The sequence below is a fragment of the Hamadaea flava genome, assembly GCF_024172085.1.
GTDB classification, from domain to species: Bacteria; Actinomycetota; Actinomycetes; order Mycobacteriales; family Micromonosporaceae; genus Hamadaea; species Hamadaea flava.
The window spans coordinates 7,225,950-7,250,812 of the sequence record NZ_JAMZDZ010000001.1 but is presented as its reverse complement, the minus strand read 5'-3'; the positions used below and the strand labels follow the sequence as shown (position 1 = coordinate 7,250,812).

The following is a 24,863-nucleotide window of genomic DNA, read 5'->3' as shown; positions in this document are numbered from 1 at the left end:
GCACGAGTGGGGCAGGCCGGACGTAACGCGTTGATCATTCTGGTGGTCCTCGCGGGTGTCGCCCTCGATCCGCTGCGCCCGGTGCCGAACCCCGCCTTCGCGGCGGTCGTCGTTCTGCAACTGCTGCACTGTCTGACGCCCTGGCGCAGCCGGTGGACGCTCGCCGCCCAAGTCGTCCTCCTGCCCTTCGCCGGTCCGGGCGCGGCTGGGATGGTCGCCGCGTCCGCCCTGCTCGTCGTGCGCGGCGCCGCCCGGTGGATCGTGTACGCGGCAGCCGTCCTCCTGGCCGCGCTGCTGGTCCCAGCAGTTCCCTTCGGGATCGCGCTGGCCGTCCTCAACGCCGGTGGTCAGGGTCTGGTGCTGTTCGCGGTGACCCGGCTCGGCGACACCCGCGCAGCCGTCGAGGCGACTCGGGCGGAACTGGCCGCGCGTACCGTCGAAGCCGAACGCGCCCAAGCCGCCCAGCATCTCGAATCCGCAGTCGGGACCGCGTTGTCGAGGATCATCGCGCTGGCCGCGCAGGGTGATCTCGCGGGGATCGCCGAGGTCGCCCGGTCGGCCACCGCCCAGGCCCGTGCGGTCTCGCTTACCCCGGCCCAGCTAGTGCCCGAGCCCGACCTCCCGCCCCGGCTGGCGCTGCCGATCCTGCTCGCGGTCCACGGCGGCTACCTGATCACCGGGCTGATCTACCTCGGCGGCCGGCCGTTGCCGTCGGTGCTTCTGGCGGTCGCGCTGGGACTTCATCTCGCGCTGACTATTCCCGTTCCGCGTACTATATGGCCTTTATGGGCGTTAGGCGCAGTCGCGGCCGTGGGCCTGGTCTATCCCGGGCGCGCCTACCCGCAGCTCGCGGGTTTCGCGGCGGCCGGATTCCTGGCCGCCGGGCGGTTCTGGTGGCCGCTCGCCGCGGTGTCGGTGGCGGGCACGGCCGCGGTGCTCGCGGCCCGCGGCTACGACCTGCCCGAGAACGTGTACTGGAGCTTCAACACGGTCGCGATCGGCGTCATGTTCGCCGGCCTCGCCGCGCAGACCACCCTCGTGCTCCAGGCCCGCGAGGCCCGGCGCGCGCTGTCCGCGCTGGCCGCCGCCGGTGAGCGCCGACGCATCTCGCGCGACGTCCACGATCTGCTCGGGTCCGGCCTGTCCGCGATCACGCTCCAGGCCGAACTGGCCAAGCATGTCCAAAGTGTACGCACAGAGCTGTCCACGATCACGTCGGTCGCCCGCGACTCCCTGGCCGCCCTGCGCGCCATTCCGGCAGACCCCGACCCACGCCTGTCGCTGGCCGCCGAGCTGGACACGGCCCGCACGCTCCTCACGGCCGCCGGTACGCACGTCGACGTCGACCGCACCGCCGACCGCGACGACCCGCTGCTGGCCGTGGTCCTGCGCGAAGCCGTCACCAACGTCCTGCGGCACAGCGCCGCCACCCGCTGCCGGATCGAAGTCACCCCCGACGGCTTGACCATCGTCAACGACGGCGTCTCCGGCAGTGTCGCCGAGACTGGTAGCGGCACCGCGAACCTGACCGAACGCGTGACGGCCGCCGGCGGCACCTTCCACATCGAACAGACCGGCGAAGAGTACCGCCTGACGGTGCTATATCCAGCTGTTATCGGCCGCGATCCGGACCGCGTCGAGCCGATTGCGCGCACCTAGTTTCGTGACGATCGCACCGAGATAATTGCGAACGGTCCCCTTACTCAGGAAGAACTCCGCGGCGATGTCGGCCAAGTCAGCGCCCTCCCCCGCCCGGCGCAGCACCTCGACCTCCCGGGCGGTCAGCGGATTGGGTCGCTGCACGATCGCGGCGGCGGCCAGCCCCGGATCCACGACCGTCTCCCCCACGGCGACCCGCCGGATCGCCTCGGCCAGCCGCGCCGGCTCGGCATCCTTGAGCATGAACCCCCGTGCACCTATTTCCAGCGCCCGCCGCAACGTCTCCGGCCGCCCGGCCGAAGTCAGCATCAGCAGCGCGCACTCCGGAACCCATTCCCGCAACTGCTCCGCGGTGTCGAGGCCGTCCCACCGACCGGGCAGCCGAATGTCCAGGAGCGCGACGTCCGGGCGCACCACCCGGGCGAGCGAGACGGCCTCCTCCCCGGTCGCCACCTGACCGGCGACCGCCAGATCCGGTTCGAGGGCGATCAGCGCCGCCAGCGCACCCCGGATGAGATGCATGTCCTCGACCAGCAACACCTTGATCACCCACCGAGGGTAGCCAACGGCATCCGCCGTCGACGGCGAAGACGCAGGGCGGTCGGGCTGCATGAGGCGCAGGGGAAGGTGGGATTCGCGGCGGCGCTCCGCGCCCGTACGAGCTGAGGCCGGCACTCGGACAGCAGGCTGCCCGCGTCAAGACAGCGTCTCGACGCGGGCAGCAACTTTCGCCGCGTTATTCAGACGTCTCGCGTGCCCCCCGGTCTGGACGCATCCGGTTCGAAACAGGCGTCGAGGAGCGATCGGTCCCCAGCCCTGGCAGCCTTGATCGCCTTCAGAGCTTGGTCATGCGGGACTCCCGTCTGCTTCCGAATCGCCTGCATCACCTCCAGGAGGCGCCCTTTCTCGATCAGCTTCAGCATCGTCTCTCTATCCATAGTGGATGAATTACGACGCTCCCGAGGCTCTCTCTTGAATATCAACGCCCATGCCGCGATAACGATCGAGGCGCCGCAACAGCCCAGGAGAGTGTCCCGAAGCGCCTGCATCAACACTTGCCCATCCTCTGAGTCTCAATCCTTGTTCCGGACTGTTCGGAGCACAAAGTAGAGTCCGTCACCGATGGTCTTGAGGGCGCTCAGTGCCAGATCACCTGCCTTGGCACCCGCAACACGCCCGACAACAGAGGCCAGTTTGGCTGACACAGATTCGAACATCAGCCCGATATCTATGGCGTACTTGGCCAGGAAACCGGCTCCCGTGGCCACCAATGCCCCGGCGACCGCCTTCCACAGAACCGTCATACCAAAGTCGACCCAGTCGAAGTCACGATTGTAGTGCTGATACAGATACTCGACGATTCCCGACACTGCGCCGACTGCCAACCCGCACGCGGCAACTCCGATCAGGCCGCCCGCACCGACAGCTGCCTTGCAGGCGTACTCACCGATCGTGGTGGCGGATTCCACCATCAACTCGCAAATGAACCCGCACTCACGTGGCTTCGGCTTCTCGCGATCCTCCTTTCCGCGCTGCTCGTCCTCCTTCCGCTGCTTCTCCTTCTGCCTCTCCTTCTCCTTCTTCTGCTGGTAACCGCCGTCGTCCTTGCACTTCTCGTCGTGCGGGCCGCAGGTGTCGTAGTAGTCGTCGCGGTCGTCTTGGCACTTCTTGTCGCAGCTACCTCCGTCGCCGGGGTCCTTGGCGGTTTCGCCGGTGGGGTCGCTGGAGGTGACCGGTGCGTCGTTGGCGTACGCGTAGCCGTTCCAGCTCTGCGGATCGTCGGCGGTGAAGACCGGGTCGACGCTGATGAAGCGCCCGATCGTCGGGTCGTACTGGCGAGCGCCGATGTCGACCAGTCCGGTCGCGTCGTTGGTGCCGCCCACGAAGCCCTTGCTCCCGAAGCCAGCCGGCTGGCTGCCGCGAGCAGCCCCGTAGGGCAGTGAGCGTCGCCGCTGACATGTCAGGGTCGACGAGTCGACGGCGATGTTGCCGGTGCCGTGGTGGTCACTGAACGTCCAGGTGAGCGTGTCACCAGAGGTCAGGTTCCCTGAGGCGTCGACGTTCGCGGTGCGTACGCCGACCGTGCCGTAGTAGCGGGTCGCGGCGATCGCGCCGTCCGCGTTGACCCGTAGTTCGGTGCCGTCGAGCAGGAAGAGAGTGCGGTAGCCACCGGGATCACGGCGCACGATCCGTTCGCCGTCGGCGTCGTACACCATGACGGTGTCCGTGCTGTCCGTGACCTTGCTGAGCTTGCCCTCCTCATCCCACGTCAGGGCTTGCTGGGCGCCGCCCGCTCCGGGCCGGCTCGTGGTGTTGCCTGAGGCGTCGTAGTCGTACGTGGTGGTGCCGGCTCCGGAGCCGGTGGTCGTCACCGAGGCGAGCGAGTGGAGTGGTTTCCCCGTGCCGCCGTAGGCGTACGTCGACTGGTATCCGATGCTCCCGTCGGTGTTGTAGTTGGTTTCGGTCTTGCGGTTGCCGGCAGCGTCGAAGGTCCAGGACATCCGGTACGCCGGTGCCGCTCCGGTCTTCTGCTTGGCGGAACTGTTGCAGGTGACGGCGGATTCGGTCCATGCGTCGGTGAGCCGGCGGAGGTAGTCGTAGTCGAAGCACTCGGCTCCGTCGCGGGTACCGGCGTTCTTGGTTGCCGTCCATTGGACGTTTCCGGCACTGTCGTAGCCGTACTCGTCGGTGAGTTTGTCGGTCCAGGTTCCCGGCGTGCTCTGGCTTTCCGTGTCTACCTGAGCGGCGGTCATGAACCGGGTGGCCGCGTCGTAGGAGTAGGTCTGCCGGACCTGCTTGCCTGGTACGCCCAGGATCTGCTGGCCGATCTGGCCGTCGTAGGTGTAGGCGGTGTCGGCGATGTAGGTCTGCGCGCCGGTCAGGGTGACGGGCTGGCCGACGGAGTTGTAGCCGTAGGTGAGGGTCTCTACGGGCAGCCCGCCGATTGCGGCCCCGGCCACGTTGGCGGTGGTGCTGGTCGCGAGACTCCCGTTCGGCTTGTAGGTGTAGTTGACCGTGAAGGTCTTCCCCCCGACTGCGGAGCCTTCGGCTGCGGAGAAGAACTGGCTGACCGTCAATGGACGATAGTTGTCGTCCACCGCGTAGGTCGTGGTGGTGTAGGTGGCCCCCCCGACTCCGCTCGGCAGCCGTTTCGAGGAATAGAGCTGCCCCTTGGCCAGCGTGTCGTACTGCCACTGGGCCCGCTGGTTGGCATCGGACTGGCTGCCGGCGTACTCGGCGGTTTTGCGGCCCAGCTCGTCATAGGTGTAGACGAGGACCTGGCCGCGGTTGTCGGTGGTCGAGGTGACCTGACCGGCCGCGTCATACCCGATGATCGAGGTGCTGGTGTCCGGGTCAACCGTCTGCTTTCGCCGGTCGAGCATGTCGTAGGTGTAGGTCCACTGGGCGTTGTCCGGGCCGATCGTCTTGACCAGACGTGCGAGCTGGTCGTACTGGTAGCGGGTGGTGTCGTGGGCACCGGTCGGGCTGGAACCCTGGTACTGCCAGAGTTCGACGGTGCGCCCGAGGGCGTCCACGATCTTGGTGGTGTCGGTGCCCCCGGCGACGTTGTCGACCGTGGTGCGGTCGCCGTCGAAGGAGGCGCTGGCGACTGTCCACTTGAGAACGTTCGTGGACCACAACTGGTCGGTTAGCTGACGTTCGAGCGCGTCGTATGTGTACCGGTGCTGGTTCCCGACGGCAGTGTCGGCGAACGTGGCAAGGGTGGCTGCCGGCGCGCCGGTGCTATAGAAGGTCGACGTCTTGGCCGTCAGGCCACGATTGTCGTAGGTGGTGTCGCTGATCGTCCGGCCGCCGTCGGCAGTCGGGGTCTGGCTCTGGCGAGCGCGCAAGTTGCCGTCGAGGATCTGGTACGACACGATCTGCTGCCCACCCGGGCCAAGGGTCTTCGCCAACACGTAGGACGAGGCGGAACCGCTGAGCACGTACTGGTAAGCGTTGTCGGGCGTGCCGGACGTGGCGTGCCCGGGCTGCCAGGTCCTCACCAGGCGGCCGAGCGGGTCATAGGCGCCGGTGGTGACCTTTCCGTTGACATCGGTCACGGTCAGCGCAGTGCCGTGCCCGGGCTCGACGGTCGTGGTGGTCGTCCACCCGACGCCCTTGGGGTTCGTCACGGCCACCGCGGTGATCGGCCCACCCGTGGCGGGCGTGTACGCCGTGGTCGTCTTGCGATCCAGTGCGTCGTAGCTTGCAGTTGGGCGACCGTACGCGTCGTACTCGGTGCGGCTCTGCTGCTCCCAGGTCTCCGAGGACCTGATCGGGGCCACGTAGGTCAATGCCTTGGTCGTGGTGGCCAGGCCCCGGGTGGGCACGTCGCCAAAGATTGTCTGGTTGTCGTACCAGTATTCCTTCCCACTCAGGTAGCGCCGGTCGCGCGGGACCGCGCAGTCGTGCACGACGGACATCGCGACATAGTCGATCAAATACTTGGCGGTGTCGCGCGCGACATAGGTGGTGTCCGTGCACTTGTCGTCCGCCGCTGTGGCGGGGTCGCCCCATTCCTTGACCCCGGTCGCCAGGCCGTAGGCGTCGTAAGTGGTCTGAGTGTCGGTCCACCGCCACTTCGAACTGGCCGCCAGCCAGGTGCGGGTCTGCTCCTCGGCGTCGCTGACCATGTACGCGGTGACGTCCTGGCCGCCGGTGGCCGCCGACGCTCGCTGCGCGGTCTGCCGGACCGTCGCGGTATGGATTGTCGACGTGGTTACCTGGCTGCCGTCGAGCCGGGCCGTTTCACGGAGGAAACCCTGGGTGCCGTCGGCGTCCCGGAGCCAGCTGATCCAGGTTTGGCCGATGGCCCCGGTGCAGTCGGCGATGATCAGAGGGGCGGTCAGCACTGGATTGACGCCGATGTCGAGGCAGCGTCCGGAAGCCGGATTCTTCAGAGTCCCGTTCGCCTGCAGCGTCCAGATCTGGTTGGCGGCCGCGGTGCAGTCCCACAATTGGACCGGGCTGCCGGCCGCGGTAGCGGAGTCTTTGACGTCGATGCAACGACCGGAGTACGGGTTCTTGATGGTCCCGTCCGCCTGCAACTGCCACAGCTGGTTGTCGACACCTGTGCAGTCCCACGTTTGCACGCGGACACCGTTCGTCGTGCCGTATCCGGCCAGGTCCACGCACCGGGTCGCTTGCACGCTGGCCATCGACCCGTTGGCCTGGGGCTGCCACATCTGGTTCCAGCCGCCGGAACAGTCGAAGAGCCGGACGTTCGTGCCGTTGGCCGTACGCGCGTTGTCGATGTCGAGGCAGCGCCCAGAGACCGGATTCTTCCACGAGCCGTCAGCCTGGTGCTCCCACAGTTGGTTGGTGCCGTTGGTGCAGTCCCATAGCTGAACGTTGGTCCCGTTGGCGGTTCCATTCTGATTCAGATCCAGGCAGCGACCGGAGGCCGGGTTCTTCAGATAGTGAGCGCCGTTGCCGTCGGCGATCAGGTCCCATACCTGGCTGGCCGCGCCGGTGCAGTCCCCCAACTGAACGTTGGTGCCGTTGGCGGTACCGCCGTTGGCCAGGTCCAGGCATTTCGTACCGGCGCCCGTAAGGCCGCCGACGGTGTTCGGCACGTCGAGCGAGGCGGTGACGGCGGATCGGCGGGCACCCCACGCGATCGCGGTTGTCTTGTGCTTGGCGTCGTTGTCCATGCCCCGGTAGTAGGTCGACCGGGTCACAGTCTGCGGGCCGCTGCCGCGCGTGACGGTGACCGACGCGTACCCACGCCACAGCGCCCACGACGTGAAGCTCATGTCGGCGGTCTCGCCGTAGTCGTGGTGCCACAGGGCGGCGTCGGTCGTGCCGCTGGTCGAATAGGCGTACGACGTCACCATGTCCGGCGAGCCGCCGACCAGGTCCTTCTCGGTCACGGAGTTGACGATGTACTTGTGGAACCAGCCCCAGCCGGCATCCGCGATCTGCGGCTTGAAGTACTGCGGGAAGCAGCGCAACGGGTTGGAGTCCGACAGCGGCTTCGTCGCCCGTACGCACTGCGTCGGGGCGTACGCGACGACGGTCTGCCCGCCGGTGCCGTTGAGGACCGACGTGATCCGGTAATGGGTGTACGGCGCGACGCCGATGTCGTTGCCCCAGTCGACCCGGTTGAACATCGCCGTACCGCCGAATGTGATCGCCGGCTCAGCCATCGTCGTGGTCCCGTCGGCGGCGTACCCGACGTGGGTCAGGCTCTGAAGCCAGAGATTGGGCGACGTGTCGGCGCCCGCCGGGGTGATGTTGTCGCCGGAGGTCGGCCAGGTGTGGGTCAGGTTCCACTGATCGACTCGGCGGTACGCACTGCGGCCGGCATCCCACACCTGGGTGTGCACGTCCGACAGCCGGTACTGCGTCCAGAACGCCGGGTTCAGCACGTCCGGGCACGACGTCGACGACGAGCAGTACAGGTCCCACGGGGTGTCGGGATAGTCGGAGGTGTTCTGCGCGCACGTGTTGACGCAACGCTCCGCGCGGGTGAACCACACCTGCGCGGGCGCGTTGCCCGACGCCTCCGAACCCGCCCGGGTGCCGTAGTCGATGTGATCCAGCGTCCCGTTGATCACATACGGCTGCACCTTCGTGTTGTTGTTCGTCCCGACGTACCCGGTCTTCTTCGCGTAGAAGTAGGTCATCGAGTTGCCGCGCGGGTCGACGACATAGTCCAGGTTCCACCGGTACGCCTGCTGGCACGACGACGCGGCGTACCCGGACGAGTTGTAGCACGGCTCGCCGGAGTTGTTGCCGAAGACCGGCTCGGTCTGCACCGAATTGGTCACGGCCGTGTCGCCGCTGTACCGCTTGTGCTTTCCGAAGAAGTACTGCGTCCCGTCGAGGGTGGTGACCTTCCAGTACTCGCCGTCGTTGTCGCCGTTGCCCAGCGAGGTGTCGGCGAGCTTCTCGACCTTCAGCCCGGAGTCGTCGGACGCGTGCCACACGCCGGTGGCGCTGTCCCGGACCAGAATCGACGAACGACCTTGGAAGACCAGGGTGGCGTTGTAGGACGAGAACCAGCAGAGGTCGGCGGTGAGGACCCCGTCCAGCGCACAGGACCGATAGGAGCGCTCGATGAAGTTGACCGGCAGGTCCCACCCTTCGCCAACCCAGGACGCCTGCCCGTTCTGCGCCAGCGTCTGTGCGTCGACCGAACCGGAGTCGTACGACAGCGAGAGGTCGGGCGTCGGGCCGCCCAGCCCGGCCGGAACCTTCAGCGGATAGTTCCAGGAGAAGCCGCCACCGGGGGTTCCCGCCGTCCACGAGTACGCCGGCGAAAGCGTCGTCGCCGAGAACGTGGCTCCGTCCGACGAGGTGGAGGAGGCCAGGGCCACCACCGAGCCGGAGGCGGCGGACGAGTCGCCGCTGACCGTGACTTCGGCCGACACCGCTCCGGCTGCGTTCGTCGACGCCAGCGGCGTACGAGTCTGGCATTCGGCCAGGTCCGGCGTGGTCAGTGCGCACGACGGAAGCTGCACCAGCCGCAGCCGTTGTCCGTAGTCCGCGCCATACAGGTTGGCGAACTGCGAATAATCGACCCGAACGCGGACTCGGCCGGAATCCGTGGCGGAATCGGCCCGGGACAGACTCAGCGCGACGCCGCGCAGGTGCAGCTTCGCGCTCAGCTGCTGATCAGCCACGTGTACGCGGACGGAAGACGGCGCACCGGCCGCAGCAGCGGTGGCTCGCCGGTCCTCGGGGTCGCTGGAGGCGGGCGAGACCGCGATCGCGAGCCCCCCGACCGTCGCGGCACGGCCGTCGACGGCCACCACGTTCGCACCACCGGCGGGCGGCGATTTGCGGTCCATGGCGCGTACGCCAGGACCATCGGTCTGCGACGCGGACGGCTGCTTGCTTTTTGCCACCGACACTGGGACGGCCGTGTCGGCAGTCTCGGCGGTGGCCTGCTTCGGCTTGGCAGCGAACACCGGCGCGCTGCCCAGCATCGACATCGCGACCGCGGTCGAGACGATGACGGCCAACGATCCACGGACTGATCCGAACACCGGAAGGCGACCTCTCCGTCGAGGTCGCCTCATTCCGGGACTGCGCATTGCACGCACGGGTACGCCGAACACGCGTTGTCGCATCCACGTTCCTTCCTGGAGACCGGCTCGCCCCTTGGCAGCCGGGAGAAGGAAGTGTCGGGGAGCCCGTTTATACGTCCGCTATACGCGAGCCCGCGACGGGTGGATCATGGCGGCTACCGGTTGATAACCTCCGATCTAGCCGGCTGCTCGGGGGTGCGCGATGTGGTTCACGGTGCTCGGTCCGGTCGAGGTTTCGTCCGGCGGTGTTCCGGTCGAGCTGGGCCGGGCTCAGCGCCGCGCGGTGCTCGCGTACCTGCTGCTCCACTCCGGCCGGTCGATCTCGGCCGATCAGTTGGTCGACGCGTTGTGGGGCGACGCGCCGCCGGCGACGGCCCGCACCCAGATCCAGGTCGCGATCTCGGCGGTACGCCGGGCGCTGCGCGCGGCCGGTCGCGACCCGATCCGCTCCGTGAAGGGCGGCTACCAGCTGACGGTCATTCCGGACGAGTTCGACTTCGCGCAGTTCACGGCCCGAGTGCGGGCGGCTCGGGGCCAGGGGGCCACGCAGTACGCCGCGGACGAGGTGCGGGCCGCGTTGGCGTTGTGGCGGGGTACGCCGCTGTCGGGCGTCTCCGCGCCGTACGCCGCGATCGTGCGAGCGCATCTGGAGGAGCAACTGCGCTCCGCGTACGACTTGTTGTTCGGCATCGAGCTGGACCGCGGCCGGCACCGGGAGGTGGTTCCGGAGTTGACCGCGCTGGCCGAGGCGCATCCGTTCCGCGAGGATCTGGCCGGGCGGCTGATGCTGGCCTTGTACCGGGCCGGGCGGCCGGCGGACGCGCTGGCGGCGTATCAGCAGATCCGCCGGAATCTGGTCGAGGAACTGGGCGTCGAGCCGTCGGCGTCGCTGCGCCGGCTGCATCAGTCGGTGCTCACCGGCGACCCGGCGCTGGATCTGCCGGTGACCGCGACGGTGGTGCGGGGGCCGGGGGCGAGCACCCTGCCGCACGACATCCCCGACTTCACGGGGCGGACTGCCGCGCTGGCCGACCTGGACGCGGTGCCGAGCGCGGCGGTCGCCGTGATCAGCGGCCCGGGTGGCGTGGGCAAGACCGCACTCGCCGTACGCTGGGCGCACGCCAGCGCGCACCGGTTCCCCGATGGGCGGTTCTACGTCGACCTGCATGGCTATGGTCCCCGTGACCCGATGCCGCCCGCCGAGGCGCTGCGCCACCTGCTGCGTGCGCTCGGCTTCCCCGCTGGTGACGTCCCGGCCGATGTGGACGCCGCCGCCGCACTGTACCGGGCCCGGCTCGCTGGTTCGGCGGCGCTGATCGTGTTGGACAACGCCGCCACCGCGGACCAGGTACGCCCGCTGCTGCCGGGCGGGCCCGGTCCGATGGTGCTGGTCACCAGTCGTGACCGGCTCGGCGGGCTGATCGCCGGGGACGGCGCGTCCCGCATCGTGCTGGGCGAGCTGGCCGCCACGGAGTCGGCCGAGCTGGTCACCCGGATGGTGGGAGCCGACCGGGCGGCTCGCGAGCCGAGGGCGCTGGCCGATCTGGTGGCAGCGTGCGGGCACCTGCCGCTCGCGTTGCGGATCGCGGCGGCGAATCTCGCTGATCGGCCCGAGGAGACCATCCGCGAGCACGCGGACTGGTTGGCCGCGCCGAGCCGCCTCGGCCGGTTCGCCGTGGCCGGCGATCCTCGGCGGACGCTGCACGCCGTCATCGACCAGTCCTATGAACGGCTCACCGCGGCGCAGCAGACGGTCGTGCGATCCCTGCCCGCGTTGCCGGGCGACGACTTCGGGATCGGCGTTGTCGCCGGCGTGCTGGAGCTGACGGGCGACGAGGTCGGCGTACTGCTCAAGCAGCTGGTGGAGGCCTGGCTCGTGGTGGAACCGACACCGGGCCGGTTCACCCTGCACGACCTGGTACGCGAGTATGCCGCGAGCCGATCGGCGGAGCACGCCGATGTCCGGACGCGGGCGCTGGCCTGGTATGTGACGAAGACGACGGAGGCGCATCAGCGCATAGCCGAGCGTACGCCGGACGGCGGATCTGCGTTCGAGTCCGCCGCCGACGCGATGGCCTGGTTCGACGTCGAAGCGGCGAACCTCCTGGCGGCCAAGGCCGTCGCCGTGGAGCATGGTCATCCGGCGTGGAGTCGTTCACTGGGCATGCTGCTGCGCCCGTATCTGCGGATGCGGTCTCAGCGTCCGGATTGGACGACTGTCTGCGAGGTCGGTCTCCGCTCGGGGATCGAACTCGACGACGCATCCGTGGACGCCCAGTTGTTGTCGGCCGAGGACGCGGTACGCCGTCGTCGTCGGCAGTACGCCGCCGCCCGCCCGACCTTGGAGCGAGCGCTGGAGCTGGCCCGGGGGCAGGACGAGGCGGCGTTGGCCGGGTACATCCAGGACATGCTCGCCACCGGCGCGGACCCGGTCGCCGAGTACGCCGACGCCCAGGCACGGCTGAATCAGGCGCTCGCCTTGGCCGCCCGAGCCGCTGACGACCACCTCGCGATGACCGTGCATCTCAGTTCCGGCCTGCTGTCGGGGCTGCGGCACGCGTACCCGGAGGCGATCGAGGACTTCCAACGAGGGCTGGCGATCGCCGTACGCCTCGATCGTCCCCAGGTGGCCGGTGTCGCCCGGCTCAACATCGCGTACGCCTGGCACCGGCTCGGTGAGCGGCCGCGAGCGGTCGAGCAGGTTCACCGCATGATCGCGTCGGCGGACGAGGCCGGGCTCGCCGAGCTGGTCGCCCGGGGTCGCGAGCTGCTGGCCGCCGTCGACCTCGGCTGAGCCAAGATCCTCTTTTGCTACCCCCCGGGGGTATGTTACTGTCTCCGAACCGGATACCCATGGGGGGTATCTTTTCGAGGGGACATGCCATGTGCACCTGTTGCCAGACAAGCGATTCCGCCACTCCCGCGGTCGTCGACGGCCGCGACTTCGCCGTCTCCGGCATGACCTGCCAGTCCTGCGCGACGAAGGTGACCGACGCCCTCCAGGGCGTGCCCGGAGTCACCGGCGTCAGCGTCGACCTGCGCGCCGGGCGCGTCACCGTGGCCGGTCCCGCCACCACCTCAGCGATCGCCGCCGCCGTCGGCGCGGCCGGCTACCACCTCGAACCTTCGGAAGGCTTGTCATGAATCCCGATCCCCGGCGCTGGTGGGCCCTCGCGGTCCTCGCCACCGCCCAGTTCATGGTCATCATGGACACCTCGATCATCGCCGTCGCGCTGCCCCGGATGCAGGAGGATCTGGGCTTCAGCCCCAGCGGCCTGCAGTGGGTGTTCAACGGTTACGCCGTCGCGTTCGGCGGTCTGCTCCTGCTCGGCGGCCGACTGTCGGACCTGTTCGGCGCCCGCCGCGTCTTCGCCACCGGCTGGCTGGTCCTGATCGCCGGGTCCGTCCTGGCCGCGGCGGCCGGAACTCCCGGTGTCGAGGTCGCCGGCCGCGCGGTCCAGGGCGTCGGCGCGGCGCTGCTCGCCCCGGCCGCGATGACGCTGCTCATGGTCCTGTTCGCCGGTCAGCCGACGGAACTGCCGAAGGCGCTGTCCTTCTATGGCGCGGCCGCCCCCGCCGGCGGCACCGCCGGGGTGTTCCTCGGCGGCGTCATCACCGAGTGGCTCACCTGGCCGTGGGTGTTCGTCATCTACGTCCCGATCGGCCTGGTCACCCTCGCCCTGACCCCCGCGACCCTGCCCGCGGTGCCCGGCCGCCGCAGCAGCACCGACCTCGCCGGCGCGCTCGCGGTCACCGCGGGTCTCGCCCTCGCCGTCGCGGCGCTGGTCACCGCACCGGCCAACGGCTGGACCTCGGCCGCGACCCTGGGCCAGCTGATCGCATCGGTCGCGCTGATCGCCGGGTTCCTGCTGCTTCAGCGACTGGTACGCGCACCGCTGATGCCGCTGCGCATCTGGCGTACGCCCGGACTGGCGGCGGCCAACCTGTCGATGGCCCTGCTCGGCGCGGCCTGGATTCCGATGTGGTACTTCCTGAACCTCTACATCCAGCAGGTGCTCGGATTCGGTTCGTTCGCCAGCGGAGCGGCGCTGCTGCCGATGACCGCGCTCATCATGGTCGGCATGATCGGGGTCACCGGCCGCCTGCTCGCCCGGTTCGGCGCGCGACCGCTCGTCGTCACCGGGCTGGCGGTCCTCGCGGCCGGACTGGGTCTGCTGGCCCTGGCCGATCCGCACGGCAGCTTCGTCGCCGACGTGCTGCCCGGTTCGCTGGTCGCCGCAGCCGGCATGGCGCTGGCCTTCATCCCGGCCACGATGACCGCGATCGGCGGCGTCGCCCCGACCGAGGGCGGTCTCGCCTCCGGCATCGTCAACACGACGTACCAGGTCGGCTCGGCCCTGGGCCTGGCCGCGATGACCGCCGTCGCCGTGGCCAACGGAGCCGGGCAGAGCACCGACCCGGTCGAGCTGACCAGCGGCTACACCACCGCGTTCACCGTCACGGCGGCGGTGGCCCTGGCCGGGGCGCTGCTCGCGGCGCTCACCTTCCGGCGGCCCGCCCGCCACAGTGGATCGACCGAGGTGGTGCGGGCGGAGGAGCACGCCTCCGTCTGATTCCGCCGCTCGACGGCCCGGAGCGTGCGCCGCTCCGGGTCGTCGGCCTATCGTCGTACGCGTGGCGGAGGCGACGAGGAGTTGGCGCGTACGCCGCTGGCTGCGCTGACGCCGCAACCGGGCGGGGAACTCGTCACGCGTCGTCGTCGCCGGACGTGGCGCGGATGCGGTGCAGTCCCTTCTCCAGGTACCAGTCGATCGTCTCCAGCTGGTCGCTGGGCTCGCCCTGCTCGGCCAGGCGGTCGCGGTACGCCCGCAGGATCGGCTGAGCGCCGGGATAGAACGTCCGGCACAGCCCGTCGACCGCCGCTCGGCGTACGCCGGGAACCGGGTCGTCGAGTCCCTGGCGGAACCCGTCGAGATAGCGCTCGTCGTCGGCGATCAGCCGCAGGTGCGGCTCGTCCGGGTCGAGCGGCGAATCCGGTGCGGCACGAAGGGCGGCTGCGATCTGGAAGTACTGGAGCGCCCGGAGAGCGCGCATGCGTACCAGCGGGTCCTCCTGCGATCGCGCCTGGTCCAACAGCTCGTCGGCCGTCCAGACGGGAAGGGCCTCCGCGATCCAGGCCCGGACCGGTTCGGGCGCGGTGAGGGTGTGGCAGCCCGACATGTGGTCGCAGATCAGTTCCACCTGACCGGCGTCGGCTTCCTCGGACGGGCGCCACCGTTTGATCGCGGCTCGGTTGAAGCTGGGCGGTTCGTCGCTGACGAGGACCCAGCCGCGCTCGGCCGCGAGGTCCGTCACGACCGAGGCCGGTGTGCCGGCCCGCAGTACGTAGCAGTGCGAGTCACTGCGGTCGGTCGTCACTCGTCGTCCTCGCCTTCGTCGTCTTCTTCGTCGTCATAGCCGGCGTAGCCGTCGCCGTCGAAGATGTCGGGGTGCCGGCCGCTGATGCCGCGGTCGAGGATCTGGTTGAGCTGCCGCGTCAGCTGTTCCTCCGGTTCGGTGAGGACAAGTTCCTCCAGCATCCACTCGTAGTTGTACGGCAGCAGGAAGTTCATGGCCTGCGACCGGTAGGACCCGTTGTCGTCGTGGAAGTAGGGCCGCAACCGGGCGAGCGCGTCGACATCGCCGTGGGCCAGGGCCACCGCGATGTGGAGCTGGCCGAGCTTGTCGCCCAGGTCGGTCTCCACGTCGAGTTCGCGTTCCAGCATGTCGATCGTCTGGAAGTCGAACCCCAGCAACGCGCCGATCACGTCGACCGGCAGGTCCGTGGGGAAGTACGAGCCGAAGTAGGCGTTGAGCGCCTCCACCACCTCCGGGTACGTGCTGGGCCGATAGCGGACCTCGCCCACGAGCATCTCGCCATAGTGCGCCTCGAAAGTCACGTAGGAGCCGCTGTGCGCGGTGCGCCAGGTCATCGACGGCACCCCGTCCGCCTGCTTCTGCGCCTCGCGGCCGATCCCGATCATCTCGATCGGCCGGCCGAACTCCTCCGGGTACGGGTCGTCGTAGTAGGCGCTGCCCCAGGAGCCGGCCTCGGCGTACAGGTTCATCGTGAAGTATCGGTCGAGGGTCAGGCCGTCGATGCCCTCCACCTGGCCTGTGTACGGGCTCGGAACACCCAGCCGCTCGGCGTAGCCGAGGAAGCCGCGCGCGACCTTCGGCAGGGTCACGCGGGTCGGCCGCTCCGCCGGGAAGAACCCGCGCAGCGCCTCGGCCATCTGGTCCGCGGTCGTGCCGCCGGGCACATGCAGGAACGTCGGGTACGCCGCACTCGGCGCGAACAGCAGCTGACGCGGATCGCGACCGTCGACGTACCAGACGGCGTCGCTCTCGATCCCCAGGCCGCGCCCGGTGTACTGCGGCCCGCGCGCGACCGGCACCAGGTGCGGCCGGTTCAGCCGGATGTGCTGCATGGTCGCCTGGGTGTGCAGGCCCCAGTCGGACGGCCGTTCGTCGGCTTCGGCCGACTCCCGGGTGATCGACTCGTCGTCGTGCCACGTCACACCGAGCGCTTCGACGGCCGGATCGAGTCGCAGCGCGGTGAGCCAGGCGGGCGGGTCCGCCACCAGCCGGCCGGCGGCTTTGCGGCCGAGGACCTGGGCGCGGCTCACCGGTCGACCGTCCTATCCCGACGTTTTCTCACTGCGTCCCCTCCCCAGGTATGGTGCCGTAGCGCTTTCGGCCAAACGGCCGCGAAGCAGTGTAATGGGCACGATCGCGGTTGAGGCAACACAATGGAGGCCCCGGATGACAATTGACGCGACACGGTGGGCAGCGGTCAGTCCGGCGGGCCTCGCCGGCTTCCAGCACACCCGTGCGCTCGCCCAGGATCCGGGTCTGCGCGGGATCCTGCTGTTCACCCAGGGCGCCGGCGTACACCAGCGTGATCTGTGGCGCTGGTCCGGCGACCGGTTCACGCACATCGCCGGCGGAATCTTCCCGGATCGTTCGTACGGCGACGGCGTACACGGCCTCTTCGCCTGCTACGACCCGGTGCACGCCGACACGTTCCTGTTCGGGCTGACCGGTTCCCGGCCCGAACCCGAGGCGCGCGCGGCGCTCACTGGTGTGGTGATCAGCTCGGTGCGCTATCCGCAGTGGGAGCGGACGCTGGCGTACCCGCCGCAGCTGGCCGACGACCGGCGGGTGTTCGCCGCGTTCCGGCTGGGCGATCGCATGCTGCTCCTCGTCCACGACGGAACCCTGCTCGCCGTGCCGGACGACGGCGACACCCTGGACTTCGTGGCCGGGCCGATTCCCGACCTGGACCTGGAGAAGTACGCCCTGCGCACGGCGGCCGCCGACCCGGACCACGGCGTCGTCGTGGCCGGCAGCGACGACTTCGACGGCCGGATGTTCCGCTGGAGCGCCGACACGGGCTGGACCGACGGACCCGCCACCGGGCACGAGGGCAACAGCATCGTCTGGAATCCGGTCGACCGCCGCGTGGAGGTGTTGTGCGGTGCGGCGCCGCAGACCCTGCGCCCGTTCGACCAGCCCGACGCCGAAGGGCCCAGCCTGCCGTCCTTCACCCGCGCGGCGCCGGTGGCCCGCGATCAGACCACCGGAACGTGGCTCCTGCTGGACCGGAACAACACCGCTCACATCGCCCCCTCCGGCGCCGCGGAGTTCACCCCGGCCGGTACGCCGACGACGGAGTTCCCGTTCGACACCGGCGACAAGGATTGGCAGTTCACCGCACTGTCCGACGGTCCACTATGGGCGTTCAAACGCGATTCGGGCGACGTGGCTCGCTTGACCGACGGCCACTGGTCGTCGGCGTCGCACCCCGTCGACGACGTAGAACTGGCCACGGCGGCTCCGAAGGGCCTGCTTCTCCTCGACAGCGACGGAGCGATCCTCCGGGCCGACGCCGCCGGGCGGACGCTCCAGCTGAGCCCACCTGAGCAGAACGTTGCCAGCCGGACCTACCTGTTCAACGACGATCGGCTCGGCTGGGACGAGGCCGGCGAACGGCTCGTCCTGTGGAGCGGCGGGGACCAGGAAACCCTGGTGCATCAGCGGGGCCGATGGCACGCGCTGGACACCGAGGACGGTCCGCCCCAGGGCGAGTCGCTGCTGTGCGCCAACCCACGCGGACTGTACTGCTTCGCCGACGGCGAACTGTGGCTGCTGCGCGGCGACGAGTGGGCGCAGGTCGGCACGGACGCCGACTGGAAGCCACACGAGCTGTTCTGGTCACCGCGCCACGGCGGCCTGTGGTCGGTGTCCAACGAGGGCGTCGGCGTCTGGCGCGACGGGCGGTTCCAGCACGTGACGGATCTGCCGCCCGGCTGCGCGCTGTCGAAGCCCGACCGGAGCAAGATCGTCCTCTTCGACACCAGCAGCCGCGTGGCGTACGACCCGGTGAGCGACCTGTTGCTGGCCGGCGGCGGCAGCGGCGCCTGGCGGCTCTCCCTCGCCGACGTGGTCCCGGACCTGCGCCGGGACTTGCTCCCCGGCGAGACGCTGGAGCTGCCCGGACTGGCCGCCGACGAGCACACGCCGGCCACGCCACCGGCGCAGACCACCCAGGACCCCAGCTTCTACGTCGTGGAATGCTCCGGCTCATCGGTCTGGCGCACCCTCTCGCTCGCGTTCTCGTTTCCGGACCTCGATCAGGCGCGCATCCTCGTCGAGTCGATCGGCTGCGTCGCACCAGGGGCGGACTATGCGGCGATCGGGTCGGCGCTCGAAGTGGTCACCACGGACTTCATCTGGCGACTGTGGACGGTGCAGCACGGCACACTGAGCGGCGGGCTCGACCTGGCGGCGTACTTCCGGGTGCAGTTCGCCGACGGCAGCGCACTGGCCCCCACCGCCGACCAGCGAGAGGCGATCTGGGAACGCGAGGGCGACGCCGTGGCGATCACCGTCGACTGGGACGCCGTCGTCGCGGCGGTCCCCGAACTGCGGGAGCCGCGGATGGGCCCGGACGACGTGACCGAACTGCGGATCGCCGACCATCCCGACCCGAGCGCGCCGAGCATCCTCACCCACGGCATGGTCATGCAGTGCGCCGAGCGAAACGACTGAGGACGTTTCGGCCCAGGCCGAACCGTTGAGCCCGTAGCGTCGAGGTATGCAGCAGATTCGCGGGCACGACGCCGCGCTCGCCGTCCTGACCGATCCCGGGTTCATCGTGCCGCCGGTGCCGCCCGGCGCGGGTGGCATCGCCTGGCTGCGGTCGGCCGTAGGACGGTTCAGCTCGGGCGACGACCACACCCGGCGACGGGCGCTGTCGGTCGCCGTCATCGACGCGATCCCGCTGGAAGTGTTGCGGCACAACAGTATGCGCCATCCAGCGGCGGTACTGGCGGCGGCCATGGGTGTCACCGAGGACATCGTTCAGCTGGTACGCGACGTCGCACAGGCGTACCAGCCGGGGACAGGTGACGAGGCGCGGGCCGATGCCGCAGTGGATCAGCTCGTCGCCGTCTTCGGCGGTGTGGCCGACGAAGCGACCGCGGCGCGGATCGGCGTCCTCGTGCAAGCGTGCGAGGCGACGGCGACCCTGATCGACCGTACGCGCCACGCGCCGCTCGACGAGGTCCTGCGCGACCGGCCGCCGGTGCCGTTCACGAAACGGCAAGCTCTCGCGGGCACCACGGTCGGCGACCTCACCGTGGCGGCTGGTGAAACCGTGCAGGTCCAGCTCTCCGGTGAACTGGCCTTCGGAGCCGGCCCACGGGCGTGTCCCGGCCGCACCCACGCTTTATCCCTGGTGGAAGGAGCATCGTCGTGACCACGTTCGCCGAACTTCATCGCACGGGCGACCCGCTCGTGCTGCCGAACGCTTGGGACGTCGCGTCCGCTCACTGCCTGGTCGAAGCCGGGTTTCCGGCCGTCGGCACGACCAGTCTCGGCGTCGCGGCCGCGGCCGGGCTGCCCGACGGGGTCGGCGCCGCCGAGGCGGCCACGCTGGAGCTGGTCCGGAACCTGGCCGGGCTGGCGGCGTACGTCACCGCGGACATCGAGGGCGGCTCGGTCTCCGCTGCGGTCGCCGCTGCCGAAGCAGGTGCGGCCGGGGTCAACGTCGAGGACGCATTCGGCCCGGCCGAGCCGCACGCCGCGATGATCCGCTCGGTGAAACGGGAAGCGCCCGGCCTGTTCGTCAACGCCCGGACCGACACCCACTGGCTGCGGACCGGCGACCTCACCGAGACCCTGCGGCGGGTGCGGCTGTACGCCGACGCGGGCGCGGACGGCGTCTTCGTTCCCGGGCTGGCCGACCCGGCGGACGTCGCAGCGGTGGTGGCGGCGGTCGACGTCCCGGTGAACATCCTGTTCCTGCCCGGCCGCACGACCGTCGCCGGGCTGGCAGAGTTGGGCGTACGCCGGATCAGCGCGGGTTCGCTGCTGTTCCGCGCCGCACTCGCGGCCACCCTGCGCACCGCACTCGCCGTACGCGACGGCGCAGACGTCGACGCGGGGCTTCCGGCGTACGCCGACGTGAACGCCTGGGCCGATCAGTCGGCGCGCTGACGCTGGGCCGGTTCGGCGAATCGCGCCTCCAACGCGGCCTGTACGACCCGAGGGCATCAGTCGAGGAACGTCACGGTCTCCGACAACTCCGCCCGGCGGATGCGCGGATGCGGGACCGTCGGGTCGGCGTACCCGATCGACATGCCGCAGAACAGCATCCGCTCGGGCGGCGGCGAGAGGACCTCCGCGACGCTGCGGTGGTATTCCGCCCATGCCTCCTGCGTACAGCTGTGCAGCCCTTCGCCCCGCAACAGCAGCATCACCGTCTGCAGGTAGATCCCGGCGTCGGACCAGCGCGGCAGCGGCATGTCCCGGTCCAGATAGCAGAACAGCGCGGTGCCCGCCCCGAAGCAGTTCCAGTTCTCCGCGCGTACGCGGGCGCGGGCGGCCACATCGTCGCGGGCGATGCCGAGCGAACCGTAGCGGCCTTCGCCGAGCGCCCCCATGCGTTCCAGGTAGGCCGGCCGCAGCTGCGGTGGATAGATCGCGAACTCGCGTTCGTCGCCGGTGTCCCCCGCCGCCACCCGCTCGGCGACCCGCTTCTTCAGGTCCGCCAACGGTTCGCCGGATACCGCGTAGATGTGCCACGGTTGCAGGTTGCTGCCGGACGGCGCGTGGGCGGCCACCGCCAGCACCCGCTCCAGCGTCTCGCGCGGCACGGGTTGATCGGTGAACTTGCGAATCGACTGACGTGTCAGGACCGCTCCGTAGACGTCCATGAGGCCAGCATACAAGTGTTGATCTTGATCATTCGCGGGCCTGGGTCGTGAAGCGGTCGAACCCGCCGTGGCTGCCGCGCCGGTGCGGACGCTCAAGTCGGCGGGAACGCGGCGGTCCTGCTCGACACGACGGTCGTGCGGTCGGTGCCGGTCACCGCCCTGACCGTCGACGTCTGCCGGTGGATGTGGTGGCCCGGAAAGCTGTTCCGCAAGCAGGACCCGTCCGCGACGCCGGTCGCCAGGACGCCAGAACCGGTCCTCGAAGGAGCCTGATCAGTCAGTGGATCTCGCGGTGACGGTGGCGGCGATCAAGGTCGCCACCAACGTCGCCGCGATCGACGCGAACAGGCTGGTGAACAGCGCGAACACCACGCCGATCGGCCCGTACAGCTCGGCCTGCCGGGTCATCGAGGTGCCGAGATAGACCGCGGCCCAGATCGCCACGCCGAGGCGACCGGCCGCAGTCAATCCGGCGGCCAGGTGCAGCGCTCGCCACGGCACCCGGCCGTCGGTGATCAAGCGCTGGCCGGCCAGCTCCGCGGCGTACCAGATGATGAGCGCGAGCACGAACAGCGCGACTCGCGCGACGGGCGTCGACTCACGCGCAAGGTCGCGCGCGACCGCGACCGACACGATCGCGGCGAGTTCCACGAGCAGCCAGACCCCCGCGCGCCACCAGCGGCTCCGCGGGAGGTCCGGAATCTGCCAGATCGCCGAGTACGCCCGCGCGACGCGACGGGTCAGCGAGTAGAGCCCGAAGAGGCTGATCCCCAGACCGACCACGTAGAGGCGCAACCGGCTCGCGGGGAGCAAGGTGCGCACCGCGTCGGCCGCGGGCCCACCGAGCCCGAGCCGGTCGATCAGCTGGCCCGCGAACACCGACTCGCTGCGCCGCGAGGATCCCAGTGCCCCGGTGAGCAGCAACAACACCGGCAACGCCGAGACGAACGTGCCGGCCGCGATCACGTAGACCCGGTCGAGCAACTCGACCTGCGCCATCCGCCGCAGCACGTCACGCGCGATCCGCACAGCCCCCGCCGTCCACCTCACGGGGTCTGATTATCCTGCTTACGGCCGTAGAAGGTCGTGCAACAGCGCCGGATCCGCGTTTCCGCCGGAGACGATCGCGACGGTACGCCCGGTGGGCGCCTTCCCCGCCAGGTACGCCGCCGCGGTGAGCGCGCCGCTGGGCTCGGCGACGATGCGGGCCTGGTACGCCAGCACGCCGACCGCCGCCCGGATCTGTTCCTCCGTGACGGTGACGATATCGTCCACATAGGTCTGGATGTGCGCGAAGGTCAGCTCGGACGGGCTGGTGCGTACGCCGTCGGCGATGGTCCGATAGGTCCGTTCCACCGGCCACGGCACCAGCGTCCCGGCGCGCAGCCCTTCGGCGGTCTCGGCCGCCAACTCCGGCTCCACCCCGATGACGCGCGCCGACGGGCTGACCGCCTTGACCGCCGCCGCCACGCCGGAGACCAGTCCCCCACCGCCGACCTGCACGAGGATCACATCCACGTCGGGCAGATCCTCGACGATCTCCAACCCGACCGTGCCCTGACCGGCGATGACCGCCGGGTCGTCGAACGGCGGCACGAGAGTGGCACCACGCTCGGCCGCGATCTTCTCCGCCGCCGCCAGCCGTTGCGCGGGCGGGACGAGCACGATCTCGGCGCCCTGCGCCCGGATCGCCGCCACCTTCACCTTCGGCGCACCCTCTGGAACCACCACCCAGCAGGGGATCCCGGCCGCCCGGGCGGCGTACGCCAAAGCCTGGCCGTGGTTGCCCGACGAGTGAGTCACGACTCCGGCCGGTAGCGCCTCGGCGCCCAGCGAGCGGACGGCGTTGGTCGCGCCGCGCAGCTTGAACGCGCCGGTGGGTTGCAGGCTCTCGGGTTTGAGCCACAGATCCGGGCCGACCCCCGGAGCCGGCAGCAGCGGCGTACGCACGACGACCCCCTCGATGCGGTCGGCGGCAGCGCGAATGTCGGCTAGAGTCACCAGAGTCGTCACGGCGACCACAATACCGCTTTAATTCATTGCGCTATGCGCGCGGACGCCTTATCGTTGTCCTCAGTCGCTCAGCGACCGATGAGACACCGAGACCGATGAGACACCGGCACCGATCGGAAAGGGGAACGACATGCGAAGCCGACTACGGCGCCGAGCCTCACTCGCCGCCGCACTGTCGTGCCCCGAACGGGGCTCGCTCACCCGGGATGGTCGGCGCCGCTAAGCGCGCCACATTCGGCTTTCGCCGTCCCCGGGCTCCGGTGGACGGCTTTTTCGCATCTCCCTGAGGTTGTCTCAGTTGGCCTCCATTTCGGTGGCCGCGCTTATTCCATGCCTTTTCGATCCATAGTGGATCGTGCAATTCAACCGGAACGACGGAGACGGTTTCTCCGCATGAAAGAAACTCCGTTCGACTCGGAGGTTCCGGACTGACGCGCCCGACGGGGGTGGGTACGCGACGGCGTGCCCGCGGGGGGCGGGCGCGTACTCGGGCGACGCGCAGGTGCGTAGCGATGTTTTGCAAACATCGCGGGTGGGGTTCGATACCCCGGTTGTCCACGATGCCCGGCTGGCCCAACGGGAGAGGCGGCGCGCTTAGAACGCGCAGGTTGGGGGTTCGAATCCCTCGCCGGGTACTGGCACAACTGAACACACGCCTGTAGCTCATCAGGACAGAGCGCCCGCCTACGAAGCGGGAGGTGGCAGGTTCGAGTCCTGCCAGGCGTACCGATTTCACCGCTTCGTGCGGTTCAAGCCTTCGTAGCTCAGCGGAGAGAGCACCGGGTTCCGAACCCGGGGGTCGCTGGTTCGAGTCCAGCCGAGGGCACCACACGGGTCTCAGCTGAGCTGCGCTACCTGCGCCAGACCTGCATGTAGTGCTCACGATAGTTGTCGGCGGGTTCCCAGTAGGTAGCGCCGTCGATGTTGTCGATGGTCGTGAGGTGCACTGGCGCGACGTACCCGCTGCGGGGCTTGCCGCTGAGGGCTCGATTGAGTTCGTCGATCGTCTGCCACCCCTGTTCGAGCAGCGGCTCGGGCACAGTCGCGGCCTGATAGTGGCCGGTTCGGATGCTGTTGAAGGCCATCGGGTCGCCGTCACCGGCTCCGAGGTTGAGGGGCGCACCGTCACCCGGCTTCCCGGCATCATGCAGTGCCGCCGCGGCGTCGGCGAAGTAAAGATCGTTGATCGCGACGGAGTATGTCCACGCGTCGCCCAGGCGACCGATCAACGATGCGGTTCGCTGCGGCGTCTGATTGCTGGAATCGGCGATCGGTATGTCCTCAGTCGAAAGGATCTTGACTCCAGAGCAGTCCTCCAGCGCCCGCTTGATCAGCTGGGACTTGTTCCGGGCGAACGGGATGGACAGATCGGTGAAGATCACGACACCGGCGCTGCCTCCCGATTCCGCGATGATCCACTGCGCACTGATTCTGGCGACGTCCTGGACGTCGGTGGTGACGTTCGCGAACAGTTCCGATCCCGCGCCTGGACGAGGCGTGTCGGCGACGTGCCAGCCGACCAGTGGGATGCCGGCCGCCTTTGCCTGTCGCACTTGGCGAGACGTCAGCTTGGTGTCGAACCCGGCGACGATGATGCCGTCGGGATCCAGGCCGAGGGCTTGGCTGAAGGCGAGGTTGATACCGGCTGGCGTGCCATCGCCGTCGATGACCTGCAGGTTCCAGCCGATGGCGCCCGCGGCTTCCGAGGTGCCTTTGGCGACGCCGGCTATCCCAGGGTTGGTCATGGTCGCCGCGACGAACACGACGGTCTTGCCCACCGCAGCACGGGGGCCGGTGGTCGGACCAGTCCACGACTGTGAAGGGACCTTCGCGCGGTCCACCGCCGCCCTGGCCGAGGCGTACCCGCCCGGACAGCTGGATCCGTCGCCGGGCGGTGGCCGATGCCGAGCCGAGTCGCCGGGACCGGACGTGC

At 69.5% G+C, this 24,863-nt stretch carries 16 protein-coding genes and 3 tRNA genes; 11 read left to right on the top strand and 8 right to left on the bottom strand.

All coding sequences use genetic code 11. The features are described from left to right. Positions 1 to 6 precede the first annotated feature (6 nt). Complete coding sequence (locus tag HDA40_RS42325) at positions 7 to 1,659, top strand: sensor histidine kinase (protein WP_253761890.1); 1,653 nt, start codon at positions 7 to 9, stop codon at positions 1,657 to 1,659. On the opposite strand, the gene HDA40_RS34040 is transcribed toward HDA40_RS42325, so the two are convergent. Together HDA40_RS34040 and HDA40_RS34035 are read right to left on the bottom strand one after the other, a co-directional pair. Beyond that, positions 1,600 to 2,208, bottom strand: coding sequence for a response regulator transcription factor (locus tag HDA40_RS34040; RefSeq protein WP_253761889.1), 609 nt, complete (start codon positions 2,206 to 2,208; stop codon positions 1,600 to 1,602). The two genes, HDA40_RS42325 and HDA40_RS34040, sit on opposite strands and share 60 nt — an antisense overlap. A gap of 524 nt (positions 2,209 to 2,732) precedes the next feature. After that, positions 2,733 to 9,629: a ricin-type beta-trefoil lectin domain protein gene (locus HDA40_RS34035; protein WP_253761888.1), complete on the bottom strand. Its 6,897-nt coding sequence runs from the start codon at positions 9,627 to 9,629 to the stop codon at positions 2,733 to 2,735. 268 nt (positions 9,630 to 9,897) lie between these two features. Between HDA40_RS34035 and HDA40_RS34030 the strand changes: the two genes are divergently transcribed. The 3 genes from HDA40_RS34030 (at position 9,898) to HDA40_RS34020 (ending at position 14,269) form a co-directional block, all read left to right on the top strand. Beyond that, positions 9,898 to 12,489: an AfsR/SARP family transcriptional regulator gene (locus HDA40_RS34030; RefSeq protein ID WP_253761887.1), complete on the top strand. Its 2,592-nt coding sequence runs from the start codon at positions 9,898 to 9,900 to the stop codon at positions 12,487 to 12,489. An 89-nt stretch (positions 12,490 to 12,578) separates the two neighbouring features. Next, positions 12,579 to 12,839, top strand: a complete 261-nt coding sequence (locus tag HDA40_RS34025) for a heavy-metal-associated domain-containing protein (RefSeq protein WP_253761886.1) — start codon at positions 12,579 to 12,581, stop codon at positions 12,837 to 12,839. Next, the gene (locus HDA40_RS34020) at positions 12,836 to 14,269 is read left to right on the top strand and encodes an MFS transporter (protein ID WP_253761885.1); all 1,434 of its coding nucleotides are present in this window, start codon (positions 12,836 to 12,838) and stop codon (positions 14,267 to 14,269) included. Before HDA40_RS34025 ends, HDA40_RS34020 begins: the two co-directional genes overlap by 4 nt. Positions 14,270 to 14,402: 133 nt before the next feature. Here HDA40_RS34020 and HDA40_RS34015 read toward each other — a convergent pair whose 3' ends face one another. Continuing rightward, complete coding sequence (locus HDA40_RS34015; protein WP_253761884.1) at positions 14,403 to 15,074, bottom strand: HEAT repeat domain-containing protein; 672 nt, start codon at positions 15,072 to 15,074, stop codon at positions 14,403 to 14,405. Continuing rightward, positions 15,071 to 16,324: a hypothetical protein gene (locus HDA40_RS34010; protein WP_253761883.1), complete on the bottom strand. Its 1,254-nt coding sequence runs from the start codon at positions 16,322 to 16,324 to the stop codon at positions 15,071 to 15,073. Before HDA40_RS34010 ends, HDA40_RS34015 begins: the two co-directional genes overlap by 4 nt. A 136-nt stretch (positions 16,325 to 16,460) precedes the next feature. On the opposite strand from HDA40_RS34010, the gene HDA40_RS34005 reads away from it, so the two are divergent. From HDA40_RS34005 to HDA40_RS33995, 3 genes are read left to right on the top strand one after another with little or no spacing between them, the layout of a single operon-like run. Further along, on the top strand, positions 16,461 to 18,749 hold the full coding sequence (locus tag HDA40_RS34005) for a hypothetical protein (RefSeq protein WP_253761882.1): 2,289 nt from the start codon (positions 16,461 to 16,463) through the stop codon (positions 18,747 to 18,749). 46 nt (positions 18,750 to 18,795) lie between these two features. Then, positions 18,796 to 19,458 (top strand): cytochrome P450 family protein, encoded by a 663-nt coding sequence (locus HDA40_RS34000; RefSeq protein WP_253761881.1) that lies wholly within the window; start codon positions 18,796 to 18,798, stop codon positions 19,456 to 19,458. After that, on the top strand, positions 19,455 to 20,198 hold the full coding sequence (locus HDA40_RS33995; protein WP_253761880.1) for an isocitrate lyase/phosphoenolpyruvate mutase family protein: 744 nt from the start codon (positions 19,455 to 19,457) through the stop codon (positions 20,196 to 20,198). Before HDA40_RS34000 ends, HDA40_RS33995 begins: the two co-directional genes overlap by 4 nt. 56 nt (positions 20,199 to 20,254) lie before the next feature. On the opposite strand, the gene HDA40_RS33990 is transcribed toward HDA40_RS33995, so the two are convergent. Beyond that, positions 20,255 to 20,917 carry a nitroreductase gene (locus HDA40_RS33990; RefSeq protein ID WP_253761879.1) on the bottom strand — a complete coding sequence of 221 codons (663 nt, stop codon included), beginning with the start codon at positions 20,915 to 20,917 and terminating at the stop codon, positions 20,255 to 20,257. 135 nt (positions 20,918 to 21,052) lie between these two features. On the opposite strand from HDA40_RS33990, the gene HDA40_RS33985 reads away from it, so the two are divergent. Further along, entirely contained in the window at positions 21,053 to 21,190 is a 138-nt protein-coding gene (locus tag HDA40_RS33985; RefSeq protein WP_253761878.1) for a hypothetical protein, read from the top strand. Here the strand turns inward: HDA40_RS33985 and HDA40_RS33980 are convergent, their stop codons facing one another. Together HDA40_RS33980 and HDA40_RS33975 are read right to left on the bottom strand one after the other, a co-directional pair. Further along, entirely contained in the window at positions 21,191 to 21,946 is a 756-nt protein-coding gene (locus HDA40_RS33980; RefSeq protein WP_253761877.1) for a YhjD/YihY/BrkB family envelope integrity protein, read from the bottom strand. 39 nt (positions 21,947 to 21,985) lie between these two features. Beyond that, positions 21,986 to 22,921: a threonine ammonia-lyase gene (locus tag HDA40_RS33975; protein ID WP_275979685.1), complete on the bottom strand. Its 936-nt coding sequence runs from the start codon at positions 22,919 to 22,921 to the stop codon at positions 21,986 to 21,988. 571 nt (positions 22,922 to 23,492) lie between these two features. Between HDA40_RS33975 and HDA40_RS33970 the strand changes: the two genes are divergently transcribed. The 3 genes from HDA40_RS33970 to HDA40_RS33960 all read left to right on the top strand — a co-directional run bounded on the left by HDA40_RS33970 (position 23,493) and on the right by HDA40_RS33960 (position 23,759). Further along, positions 23,493 to 23,565: transfer RNA gene (locus HDA40_RS33970), tRNA-Leu, on the top strand. A gap of 17 nt (positions 23,566 to 23,582) precedes the next feature. Next, positions 23,583 to 23,656, top strand: a tRNA-Arg gene (locus HDA40_RS33965). A 27-nt stretch (positions 23,657 to 23,683) separates the two neighbouring features. Further along, positions 23,684 to 23,759: transfer RNA gene (locus HDA40_RS33960), tRNA-Arg, on the top strand. A gap of 22 nt (positions 23,760 to 23,781) precedes the next feature. On the opposite strand, the gene HDA40_RS33955 is transcribed toward HDA40_RS33960, so the two are convergent. Further along, a complete protein-coding gene (locus tag HDA40_RS33955; protein WP_253761875.1) occupies positions 23,782 to 24,708 on the bottom strand; it encodes a substrate-binding domain-containing protein in 927 nt (308 codons plus the stop codon). Positions 24,709 to 24,863 lie beyond the last annotated feature (155 nt).

Coding starts and splice junctions, on each gene's coding strand:
- HDA40_RS34005 (WP_253761882.1), top strand. CDS start 16,461: ATGACAATTGACGCGACACGGTGGGCAGCGGTCAGTCCGGCGGGCCTC.
- HDA40_RS34030 (WP_253761887.1), top strand. CDS start 9,898: ATGTGGTTCACGGTGCTCGGTCCGGTCGAGGTTTCGTCCGGCGGTGTT.
- HDA40_RS34025 (WP_253761886.1), top strand. CDS start 12,579: ATGTGCACCTGTTGCCAGACAAGCGATTCCGCCACTCCCGCGGTCGTC.
- HDA40_RS33990 (WP_253761879.1), bottom strand. CDS start 20,917: ATGGACGTCTACGGAGCGGTCCTGACACGTCAGTCGATTCGCAAGTTC.
- HDA40_RS34020 (WP_253761885.1), top strand. CDS start 12,836: ATGAATCCCGATCCCCGGCGCTGGTGGGCCCTCGCGGTCCTCGCCACC.
- HDA40_RS34000 (WP_253761881.1), top strand. CDS start 18,796: ATGCAGCAGATTCGCGGGCACGACGCCGCGCTCGCCGTCCTGACCGAT.